The organism is Glycomyces sp. L485 (assembly GCF_022548875.1).
GTDB lineage: Bacteria > Actinomycetota > Actinomycetes > Mycobacteriales > Micromonosporaceae > Glycomyces.
The window spans coordinates 25,794-36,410 of sequence record NZ_JAKZEW010000041.1; the positions used below are offsets into that span (position 1 = coordinate 25,794).

The window sequence follows — 10,617 nt, forward strand, 5'->3', positions numbered from 1 at the left end:
CCCGCGTGCTGGTACCGGCTGCACTGCCCTCGCTCGGCACTTCACCTGGTCCCACCGCATCGGAGCCCCCAGCCATGTCCACATCGTTGCCCGACTTCCTCGACGCCTGGCTCGAAATCCACTTCGACGAGCTCGTCGCCGCCCGCCGCCACATCCACGCCAATCCGCGGCTGTCGCGCCAGGAGCACGACACGGCCGACTTCGTCGCCGCGCAACTGCGCGAGGCCGGCCTCAAGCCGCAGTTCATCCCCGACGGAACAGGGCTGACCTGCGATATCGGCGACGGCGACCGGGTCATCGCGCTGCGGGCCGACATGGACGCACTGCCCATCCAAGACCCCAAGGACGTCCCCTACCGCTCGACCGTCGACGGCGTGTGCCACGCATGCGGCCACGACGCCCACACCGCGATGATCGCGGGGGTCGGCCGCGTCCTCGCCGAGCTGTCGAGCCGCGGCGAGCTGCCCGGCCGGTTCCGGCTGATCTTCCAGCCCTCGGAGGAGCAGTTCCCCTCCGGTGCGCCCACCATGATCAAGCACGGCGCGCTCACCGACGTCGCCGCGATCTTCGCGTTCCACTGCGACCCGCAGTTCCTCGCCGGACAGGTCGCCGTCCGCAACGGGCCGCTCACCGCCGCCTGCGACGTCATGGAGATCCGGATGTCAGGCCGCGGCGGCCACACCTCGCGCCCGCACCTGACCACCGACATCATCAACGCCATGAGCCGCGTCATCGTCGACATGCCGGCGCTCGTGAACCGCCGCATCGACCCGCGACAGGCCGTCGCGATCGTCTTCGGCGCCGTCCAGGCCGGCGAGGCCGCCAACGCGATCCCCGAAGAGGCCCTCGCGCGCGCCACCATCCGCATGCAGGGCCGCGAGACCTGGCAGATGATCCCCGACCTCGTCCAGGAGGTCACCCGCTCGGTCGCCCGCTCCTCGGGCGTCGAATGCGAGATCGACTACCAGCGCGGCGTCCCGCCGGTCGTCAACGACCGACTCGCCTCGGCGATGTTCGCCGGCGCCACCGCCGCCGCCCTCGGCGAACAGGCCGTGGCCGAAGCTCCGATGTCGATGGGCGGAGAGGACTTCGCCTACTACCTGGAGCACGTCCCCGGCGCGATGGCGCGCCTCGGCGTCGGCCGCCCCGGCGTCGAATGCGACATCCACCAGGGGAACTTCGACATAGACGAGACCGCGCTCGGCCACGGCGTGCGAGTCATGGTCCACACCGCGCTGGCCGCCGCAGCGAGCCCCGCCTTCTGAAGTAACTCCGCGATCGGGCGCTTTCGCAGGGCCTCGACGTAGTCCTCGGGGGCGCCCGCCGCCTCGGCGGCGCGCAGGATCTCGTCGAGGTACCACTCGCTCGGCATGCCGCCCTCGAAACCCTCGAAGACGTAGAGCCACACCGAGCGGTTGCCCTCCAGCGTCACCGCCTGCGAGTGCATCTTGCGGTACAGGCCGGAGTTGAATCCCTCCAGCTCGTCGAGGACCGCGCGGTCGGCCGGGTCGAGGTCGTACAGCGACACGAACACCCGGTCGCCGGGCTCCTCCACCACCGTCGCCACCGCCGATTCCCAGCCGAGATCGTCGCCGGCGAACGTCATTCGCCAGCCCTCCAGCCAGCCCGTTCCCACAAGCGGAGAACGTGGGCATGTCGCCCGCATGCGGGCCGGGTCTAGATTCGAGCCATACGCGGCATAGAGATGCACGACTCGAAGATACCCTGGAACCTGCCCGCGCAGAAGCATCCCTGACACCGAAAGGCCCAACAGTGGCACGTGTAGCGATCATCGGAGGAGGACCGGCCGGATACGAGGCCGCCCTCGTGGCGTCTCAGCTCGGCGCCGACGTCACCCTCATCGAAGCCACCGGAGCCGGAGGCGCCTGCGTCCTCTCCGACTGCGTGCCCTCCAAGACCTTCATCGCCGCCTCCAACGTCCTCACCGAGATCCACGAGAGCACCCAGATGGGCGTCGGCGCCGTCGACACCACCATCGACGCCAAGGCCGTCAACTCCCGGGTGCGGCGCCTCGCCACCCAGCAGTCCGCCGACATCGCCCAGAAGGTCGCCGCCGCCGGAGTCGACATCGTCTACGGGCGCGCCGCCCTGCTCGACAACAAGATCAACTACGTCCACCGCGTACACGTCGTCCCGATCGACGGCGAACCGTACGACCTCGACTGCGATGTCGTCCTCGTCTGCACCGGCGCCACGCCCCGCACCCTCGTCACCGCGCCGACCGACGGCGAACGCATCCTCTCCTGGCGCCAGCTCTACGACCTCGACGACCTGCCCGAGCGCCTCATCGTCGTCGGATCCGGCGTCACCGGCGCCGAGTTCGCCTCCGCCTACCTCGCCATGGGCTGCGAGGTCACGCTCATCTCCTCGCGCGACCGCGTCATGCCCCACGAGGACGCCGAGGCCGCCGAAACCGTCGGCAAGGTCTTCCGCAAGCGCGGCATGGACATCCGGAGCAACACCCGGGCCGCGTCCGCCCGCCGCACCGACACCGGCGTCGAGGTCGAGCTCGACGACGGCTCGACCGTCACCGGCAGCCACGCCCTCATCTGCGTCGGATCCATCCCCAACTCCGACGACCTCGGCCTGCACGCCTACGGCGTCGACATCGACGAACGCGGATTCATCCCCGTCGACAAGGTCTCGCGCACCAACGTCCCGGGCGTGTACGCAGCCGGCGACGTCACCGGCGTCCACGCCCTCGCCTCGGTCGCCGCCATGCAGGGCCGCATCGCGATCTGGCACGCCCTCGGCGAGGCCGTCCGGCCGCTCAAGCTCCGCAACGTCGCAGCGAACGTCTTCACCGACCCCGAACTCGCCTCCGTCGGCGTGTCCCAGTCCGAGGTCGACGCCGGGACGGCCGACTGCCGCGCCGTACTGCTGCCGCTGACGTCGAACCCGCGCGCCAAGATGGTCGACCGCACCGAGGGCTTCGTGAAGCTGTTCGCATGGAACTCCTCGGGGATCGTCGCCGGCGGCGTCGTCGTCGCCTCCCGCGCCTCGGAGCTCATCCACCCGATCGCGCTGGCCGTCGAGCAGCGCCTCACCGTCGAGCAGCTGGCGCGGACGTTGACGATCTACCCGTCGCTGTCGGGCTCGATCGCCGAGGCCGCCCGCCAGCTCATGGAGTACTAGGCCGTCTGTGATCGCCTCGAGCGGAGTCGGATCCGAGTCGGGGCCGTCCGAACGCGGCCCAGGCACGCGAAAGGCCCGCGGCATTACCGCGGGCCTCGTCGGTCTCGCGTTCACTCGAAGGTCTCCACCCGCAGGTGGCGCAGCAGGTGGACGTCGTTGGCGGCGCCGGTGGAGGCGGCGAAGCCGAACTTGAACGTATCGGGCGCCTCGACCGGCACGGTCGCCTCCAAGACCCGCTGCCAGCCGTCGCCGTCGAGGAAGTCGATGTCGACGGTGACCTCCGGCATCGGGTCGTCGTTGACCTTGAGTTTCACCAGGCGCTTCGCCGCCTCCAAGGAGTCGACGCTGAGCGCTTCGGGGAAGGAGCTGCCGTACAGGTCGTCTCCCCTGACTCCGGTGCCGACGATCTCGTCGGTGGCGGTGGTGGCGAGCAGGCAGTAGCCCTCGGAGCCCGAGCCGGGGCCGCGCAGGGCGACATTGTCGGGGGCGCGGGCGGTGCTGGTCTGGAGGTGGTCGGGCGCCCGCTGGTTCTCCGGGCAGCCGGTGCCGCGGCCCTCGGTGTCGGCCGAGAAGTTGCCCCAGGAGTCGAGGCCGAGCCCGAGGTAGCCGCCGTCGACGCCCGAGAGGTCGCCGAGTTGGGCGTAGCCGAGGCTGCCGCCGTAGGCGCCCGCCTCGGCCAGATCCGTCTCGCCGTCGACGAGGAAGAACGAGATGCCGTCGGCTCCGGCCCCGCCGTACTGGTACTGCGCGAAGTGGACCTCGATGCCGCCGTCGTTCTCGAGCGGCCGGTTGTAGAGGACGCCGCTGGTCTTGAACCCGCCGGCGTCGGTGAGCTGGAGGTATCCGGGCGTCTCGCCCGCCATGGGCACCGGCCCCAGGCTCTCTGCGTCGCACGGGCTGAAGACGCCGGTCTCTGTCGCCCCGGTGAGGCAGGCCGAGCCGAGCGGGATGAAGTCGTCGTCCACGACTTCGTCGCCGTTGAAGTGGCCCTCGACCAGGAGGGACTTGGCCTCCTCGCGGTCCGGGGACTGGGCGGCGGCCGGCAGGGCGATCATACCGGTGGCGATCATCATCGCCCCCGCGCCGAACATGGCAGTGCGTTTCACAGGTGCTCCTTCTGAATCATCGGGCGATTACAGAAAGAAGCTATATGGAATAGTCTGCAATGTACCGCTGATCGCCTAAATCGGAGTGTTCACCCGTCTTCGCGCGGTAACCAGCTGCTGGGAACCGGTGCGCCCTCGGTGTAGCCGGCCGCCGACTGCACGCCGACCGCGGCGCGCTCGTGGAACTCGGCCAGGCTCACCGCCCCCGCGTACGTCGCCGACGAGCGCACGCCCGCCACGATCGAGTCGAGGAGGTCCTCCACGCCGGGGCGAGTCCGCTCCAGGTACATCCGGCCCGAGGAGATGCCCTCCTCGAACAGGGCCTTGCGGGCCTGTTCGAACGCCGAGTCGGTGGCGCTGCGGGCCTTCACCGCCCGGGCCGACGCCATCCCGAAGCTCTCCTTGTACGGCTTGCCGTCCGCGTCGTAGTGCATGTCGCCCGGCGACTCGTGCGTCCCGGCGAACCAGGAGCCGATCATGACGTTCGAGGCCCCGGCCGCGAGCGCCAGCGCGACGTCGCGCGGGTGCCGCACACCCCCGTCGGCCCACACGTGCTTGCCGAAGCGGCGCGCCGTGGCGGCGCATTCGAGGACCGCTGAGAACTGCGGCCGGCCGACGCCGGTCATCATCCTCGTCGTGCACATCGCGCCCGGGCCCACGCCGACCTTCACGATGTCGGCGCCGGCGTCGATGAGGTCGATCGTGCCTTCGGCGGTGACGACGTTTCCCGCGGCGATGGGTGTCTCCGGCGCGGCCTTGCGCGCCAGCTTGAGGGCCTCCAGCATCTTCTCCTGGTGGCCGTGCGCGGTGTCCACGACGATGAGGTCGGCGCCGGCCTCGACCAGTGCGCTGGCCTTGCCGGTGACGTCGCCGTTGATGCCGATGGCGACGGCGACGCGCAGACGCCCTGTCGCGTCGGTGTTCGGCGTGTAGAGCGTGTTGCGCAGCGCGCCGGACTTGGTGAGGACGCCGTGGAGGCGGCCGGTGTCGTCGAGGACGGGCGCGAGCTTGACGTTGGCCTCTTCGAGGATGTCGAAGGCCTCGGCGTCGGTGATGCCCTGCGGCAGGGTGACGAGCCGGTCCGAGGCGACCTGTTCGAGCTGGGTGAACCGGTCGACGCCGCGGCAGTCGGCCTCGGCGACCACGCCGAGCGGGCGGTCCTCGGAGTCGACGACGATGACCGCGCCGTGCGCCCGCTTGGGGAACAGCGCGATGGCCTCGGCGACGGTGGCGGCGGGCGGCAGGGTCAGGGCCGTGTCGCAGTCGAGCGGCCGGGACTTGACCTTCGCGATGACGTCGGTGACGACTCCGACGGGAATGTCCTGCGGGATGACCGCGAGTCCGCCGCGGCGGGCCAGGGTCTCTGCCATGCGCCGGCCCGACACGGCGGTCATGTTCGCCGCGATGATCGGGACGGTGTTGCCGGTGCCGTCGGCGGTCGACAGGTCCACGTCCAGGCGTGAGGTGACCGCCGACCGGTTGGGGACCATGAAGACGTCCGCGTAGGTCAGATCGTGTCCGGGCTGGTCGTCGATGAAGCGCATGGTTGCAGGCCCCCTCGGTGTCGTGCGGCGTCCCCGCAGCACGACACTCTAGCTGGTTCGCGTCGGCCGTCGCAGTGCTTGTGGTGCCATGCACAGCGACTTTCATTGTCCCTCGGGAGGGTGGTGCGCGTAAGTCGGTGATCTGACAAACCTGGGCGCCGGCGGAGACTACGTCCCCGATGGCTACTTCCAGGCCCGTCACGGTGCCGGACTTGTGCGCCTCGATGGGCTGCTCCATCTTCATGGCCTCCAGGACCACGATGGTGTCGCCCTTGACGACGCTCTGGCCGTCGCTGACCGCGACCTTTACGATCGTGCCCTGCATCGGCGAGGGCAGGCTGTCGCCGCCGACGACCGCTCCGGAGTCGGACTTCTTCTTCGGACCGCGTTTGCGCGGCTTGGACGAGGAGGCGCCGCTGAGCAGTTCGGCGGGGACGCTCACTTCGAGGCGCTTGCCTCCGACCTCGACGACGAGGCTGGTGCGCTCCTCTGCGGTGTCGCCGACGCCGGCGGCGGCGTCGAACGGTTCCAGGGTGTTGTCCCACTCGGTCTCGATCCAGCGGGTGTGGACAGTGAACTCGCCGGCGAAGGCGGGGTCGTCGAGAACGGTGCGGTGGAACGGCAGAACCGTGGCCATGCCCTCGACCTCCATCTCGGCGAGGGCGCGCCGCGAGCGCTGGAGGGCCTCGGCGCGGGTGGCGCCGGTGACGATGACCTTGGCCAGCAGCGAGTCGAAGTTCCCGTCGATGACGGTGCCCTCCTCGATGCCGGTGTCGACGCGCACGCCGGGGCCCGAGGGCAGCTTGAGCCTGGTGACGGTCCCGGGGGCGGGCAGGAAGCCGCGGCCGGGGTCCTCGCCGTTGATGCGGAACTCGATGGAGTGGCCCCTCGGCTCGGGGTCCTCGGTGATGTCGAGGCGCTCGCCGGAGGCGATGCGGAACTGCTCGCGGACGAGGTCGATGCCGCTGGTCTCCTCGGAGACGGGGTGCTCGACCTGGAGGCGGGTGTTGACTTCCAAGAAGGAGATGGTGCCGTCGGTGCCGACGAGGAATTCGACGGTGCCGGCGCCGTGGTAGTCGGCCTCTTTGCAGATCGCCTTGGCGGCGCTGTGGATCGTGGCGCGCTGCTCGTCGCTCAGGAACGGCGCGGGAGCCTCCTCGACGAGCTTCTGGTGGCGCCGCTGGAGAGAGCAGTCGCGGGTGCCGACGACCACGACGTTGCCGTGGGTGTCGGCCAGGACCTGCGCCTCGACGTGGCGGGGCCGGTCGAGGTAGCGCTCGACGAAGCACTCGCCGCGCCCGAAAGCGGCCTCGGCCTCTCGGACGGCCGAGTCGAACAGGTCCGGGATCTCTCCGCGTTCGCGCGCGACCTTGAGGCCTCGGCCGCCGCCGCCGAAGGCGGCCTTGATCGCGACGGGCAGGCCGTGCTCGTCGGCGAAGGCGAGAATTTCGTCGGCGTCTTTGGCGGGCTCCTTGGTGCCGGGCACGAGCGGCACGTCGGCACGCATGGCCAGGTGGCGGGCGGTGACCTTGTCGCCGAGGTCGCGGATGGACTGCGGGGTGGGGCCGATCCAGGTGAGTCCGGCGTCGATGACGGCCTGCGCGAACTCGGCGTTCTCAGAGAGGAAGCCGTAGCCGGGGTGGACGGCGTCGGCCTCGCTGCGCTCGGCGACGCGCAGGAGCTTGTCGATCCGCAGATAGGTGTCGGCGGCAGTGAGGCCGTCGAGGGCGAACGCCTCGTCGGCCAGGAGGGTATGTGGAGCGTCTCGATCGCCGTCGGCGTAGACGGCGACGGACTCGAAGCCGGCGTCGCGGCAGGCCCGAATGACTCTCACCGCTATTTCGCCGCGGTTGGCGATCAATACCTTGCGCACGTCCCGCAGTGTAATGCTCCAGTCTCCGTGCCCGATCCCACGTGCCGGTCGAGGCGTGCGCAAAAACGGGACAAAGCAGGCTTATTTTGTGGCTACCCGACAGTTCTCTTTGTGGATTTTTTGAGGTGATGTATCGAACGCTCGTTAAGGCGAGCGCTCACTTGAAGGTCGACTGCCACTGTTCGACCGCCGGGTTCTGGAAATCGTCGGTGCGAATCGCCTCGCGCCGGTTCTCGTTCTCGACGGGGCTGGGAACGGCGCCGAGGTCGAGCTCGCCGGACTCGATCCTCGCCGCCGTGGTCTCGCACCACTCGGCGTCGACGACCATCAGGTCGGTCTGGCGCTTGAGCATCGCCCGAACGTGCGGCGGCAGGAACTCCTCCTCGCGGCCCGGCGCGCACTCGCCGGTGGTGGAGGCCAGGAGCACCGTCACGGCCTCGATGCGGGAGTAGAGGATCTCGGCGCGTCGGCGCAGCATCGCCGTGTTCTCGTTCTTGCCGAGCACATTCGCGAACGACCAGGCGGTGTGGAACGGGTCGTCGGCTTGCGCCACGTTCCACAGCTTCTCCCGAACGAGCCGCTGAAACTCGCTCTCGCCTGTCACAGTGATCCGATACGTTGTCCGAGCTGGACGGTCGTCCACCGATTCGGTCGCGACCACCTCGATCAGCCCGTCGGTCGTGAGCTTCTTGAGCGCGTGGTAGATCGAGCCCGCTCCGATCTCGCCGACCCCCGGCATCCGCCACGAGTCGAGCTCGCGGCGCACGAGGTAACCGTGGACGGGGCCAAGCCATCGGACCAGGCCGAGGACGAGAAGTCGCGTGCTCCACATGCCGACAATAGTATAGCTTTGACTATCGCCACTGCCATGGGTATACCTGTTTGCGCCCAACGCAACTGCATGTTTATAGTCAAATTTGAACAAGGAACCGCGGCCCGCTCGGGCCGCTCGGAAACCCACCCGTGAGGTACCCATGCTCATCGAAACCAAGGGGCTGAAGAAGACCTTCAAGTCCCGCGGGAAGGAAGTCGAGGCCGTCCGCGGCGTCGACCTTGCCGTGAAAGAAGGAGAGATCTTCGGGCTCCTCGGCCCCAACGGCGCCGGGAAGACCACGACGATGCGGATGCTCTCCACGCTCATCGAGCCCACCGAGGGCCGCGCCGTCGTCTGCGGACACGACCTCGCCGGCGACCAGGCCGGCGTCCGCCGCGACATCGGCTACGTCGGCCAGGAGGGCGGCACCTGGGGCGAGGTCACCGCCCGTGATGAGCTCATCATGCAGGGCCGCCTCTACGGCATGTCCAAGCGGACGGCCTCTGATCGCGCCGAGACCGTCCTGGAGGCCTTCCAGCTCACGGAGTTCGCCGACCGCAACATCAAGACGTACTCCGGCGGCCAGAAGCGCCGTCTCGACATCGCCCTGGGCATCATGCACGAGCCCAAACTGCTCTTCCTCGACGAGCCCACCACCGGCCTCGACCCGCAGTCGCGGGCCCACATGTGGGACGAGGTCCGGGCGCTGCGCGAGCGGGGCACCGCGATCTTCCTGACCACCCACTACCTCGACGAGGCCGACGCCCTGTGCGACCGGCTCGCGATCATCGACCACGGCGAGATCGTCACCGAAGGCACCCCGCTCGCGCTCAAGAAAGAGGTCGCCGGCGACGTGGTCGCCATCGGCGTCAACGGCCGGTCCGAAGCGGCCCAGAACCTGCTCGGCGCCGAGGACTTCGTGCGCGAGGTCGAGGCCGGCGGGGCTGATCCCGCCACCGGGATCGCCGTCATGCGCCTCTATGTGGACGACGGCTCCACCGCCCTGCCCGCACTGCTGCGCGCCCTCGACGGCGCCGACATCGCCGCCGCGTCAATCGAGCTGCACCGGCCCAGCCTCGACGACGTGTTCCTGAAGCAGACCGGCCGGTCGCTGCGCGAAGAGGAGACCGCCGCATGAAAGCCCTCCGCGACACCTGGCTCGTCTACTCCAGGGCCATGAAGCTCAACATCAAACAGCCGGTCTGGCTCGTCGTCATGCTGGTCCAGCCGCTGTACTTCCTCGTCTTCTTCGCACCGCTGCTCAACTCGCTCGACGGTCAGCGGGGATTCGAGTCCGGTGCGATGGAGACGTTCGTGCCCGGACTGATCATCATGATGGCCCTGTTCGGCTCCACCTTCGTCGGCTTCGGCCTCATCGCCGAACTGCGGCAAGGCGTCATCGAACGGATGCGGGTCACCCCGGTCAGCCGGGTCGCGCTCCTGATCGGACGCACCTTCGCGACGGTAACCACGACGCTCGTCCAGGCCCTCATCCTCGTGCTGTTGGCATCGCCGGTAGGCGGCCTGGCGATCTACTGGCCCGGTGTCTTCCTCATGTTCGGGATCATCATCCTGACCTCGTTCATGCTGGGCGCCCTTTCGTACGGGGTGGCGATCGTTCTCAAGAGCGAGGACACGCTCGCGCCGGTGCTCAACACGGTCGTCCAGCCGGTCATGCTGCTCTCTGGCATCATGCTGCCGATGGCACTGGCGCCCAGTTGGCTCCAGAGCGTGGCCGACTTCAACCCGTTCTACTACGCCGTCGAGGCCGCCCGCGCGCTGTTCGCCGGAGACCTGGAGAGCAACTTCATCTGGCAGGCCGCAGTCTTCATCGGCGGCCTAGGAGTCCTGCTCGTCATCTGGGCGAGCCGCAAGTTCGCCCGCGCCGTCGCCTGAGACGCGCCCCGAACCCGCTGGAAACCGGGAACCACGAGACCGCCGCGAATCACCGGATTCGCGGCGGTCTCAGTATGTTCGGGCCCCAGCACCGTCTGCCATACGCATCGAACCGAGGCCGGTGAACTGCTTGCTAGGTATTGCGCGACAGGAGCCCGGCAATGGCCACGGGGGCGTCGGCGGGAGTGGTGTGGCTGATGGTTGTTCTGCGCCAAGGGCGGCGGCGAT

At 69.1% G+C, this 10,617-nt stretch carries 7 protein-coding genes and 2 pseudogenes; 4 read left to right on the plus strand and 5 right to left on the minus strand.

Annotation, left to right across the window (positions count from 1 at the left end):
• Positions 1 to 74: 74 nt before the first annotated feature.
• Positions 75 to 1,265 carry an amidohydrolase gene (locus tag L0U85_RS16910; protein WP_241378934.1) on the plus strand — a complete coding sequence of 397 codons (1,191 nt, stop codon included), beginning with the start codon at positions 75 to 77 and terminating at the stop codon, positions 1,263 to 1,265.
• Between the two features lie 14 nt (positions 1,266 to 1,279).
• Here L0U85_RS16910 and L0U85_RS16915 read toward each other — a convergent pair.
• Positions 1,280 to 1,711, minus strand: a pseudogene (locus L0U85_RS16915) (gamma-glutamylcyclotransferase family protein); the annotation flags it as partial.
• 62 nt (positions 1,712 to 1,773) lie between these two features.
• On the opposite strand from L0U85_RS16915, the gene L0U85_RS16920 reads away from it, so the two are divergent.
• A complete protein-coding gene (locus L0U85_RS16920) occupies positions 1,774 to 3,156 on the plus strand; it encodes an NAD(P)H-quinone dehydrogenase (RefSeq protein WP_241378935.1) in 1,383 nt (460 codons plus the stop codon).
• A 110-nt stretch (positions 3,157 to 3,266) separates the two neighbouring features.
• Here L0U85_RS16920 and L0U85_RS16925 read toward each other — a convergent pair whose 3' ends face one another.
• The 4 genes and pseudogenes from L0U85_RS16925 to L0U85_RS16940 form a co-directional block, all read right to left on the minus strand.
• On the minus strand, positions 3,267 to 4,262 hold the full coding sequence (locus L0U85_RS16925; RefSeq protein WP_241378936.1) for a hypothetical protein: 996 nt from the start codon (positions 4,260 to 4,262) through the stop codon (positions 3,267 to 3,269).
• Positions 4,263 to 4,351: 89 nt separating this feature from the next.
• On the minus strand, positions 4,352 to 5,806 hold the full coding sequence (locus L0U85_RS16930; RefSeq protein WP_241378937.1) for a GuaB1 family IMP dehydrogenase-related protein: 1,455 nt from the start codon (positions 5,804 to 5,806) through the stop codon (positions 4,352 to 4,354).
• 139 nt (positions 5,807 to 5,945) lie between these two features.
• A pseudogene (locus L0U85_RS16935) lies at positions 5,946 to 7,679 on the minus strand (biotin carboxylase N-terminal domain-containing protein); the annotation flags it as partial.
• Positions 7,680 to 7,836: 157 nt separating this feature from the next.
• On the minus strand, positions 7,837 to 8,511 hold the full coding sequence (locus L0U85_RS16940; RefSeq protein WP_241378938.1) for a PadR family transcriptional regulator: 675 nt from the start codon (positions 8,509 to 8,511) through the stop codon (positions 7,837 to 7,839).
• A 142-nt stretch (positions 8,512 to 8,653) separates the two neighbouring features.
• On the opposite strand from L0U85_RS16940, the gene L0U85_RS16945 reads away from it, so the two are divergent.
• Together L0U85_RS16945 and L0U85_RS16950 are read left to right on the plus strand one after the other, a co-directional pair.
• The gene (locus L0U85_RS16945; protein ID WP_241378939.1) at positions 8,654 to 9,631 is read left to right on the plus strand and encodes an ATP-binding cassette domain-containing protein; all 978 of its coding nucleotides are present in this window, start codon (positions 8,654 to 8,656) and stop codon (positions 9,629 to 9,631) included.
• The gene (locus L0U85_RS16950; RefSeq protein WP_241378940.1) at positions 9,628 to 10,389 is read left to right on the plus strand and encodes an ABC transporter permease; all 762 of its coding nucleotides are present in this window, start codon (positions 9,628 to 9,630) and stop codon (positions 10,387 to 10,389) included. The genes L0U85_RS16945 and L0U85_RS16950 overlap by 4 nt, the downstream gene beginning before the upstream one ends.
• The last annotated feature ends 228 nt before the right edge of the window (positions 10,390 to 10,617 follow it).

Excerpts from the sequence above, each read along its gene's own strand:
- L0U85_RS16910 (WP_241378934.1), top strand. The coding sequence starts at position 75 with ATGTCCACATCGTTGCCCGACTTCCTCGACGCCTGGCTCGAAATCCAC.
- L0U85_RS16930 (WP_241378937.1), bottom strand. The coding sequence starts at position 5,806 with ATGCGCTTCATCGACGACCAGCCCGGACACGATCTGACCTACGCGGAC.
- L0U85_RS16940 (WP_241378938.1), bottom strand. The coding sequence starts at position 8,511 with ATGTGGAGCACGCGACTTCTCGTCCTCGGCCTGGTCCGATGGCTTGGC.
- L0U85_RS16945 (WP_241378939.1), top strand. The coding sequence starts at position 8,654 with ATGCTCATCGAAACCAAGGGGCTGAAGAAGACCTTCAAGTCCCGCGGG.
- L0U85_RS16950 (WP_241378940.1), top strand. The coding sequence starts at position 9,628 with ATGAAAGCCCTCCGCGACACCTGGCTCGTCTACTCCAGGGCCATGAAG.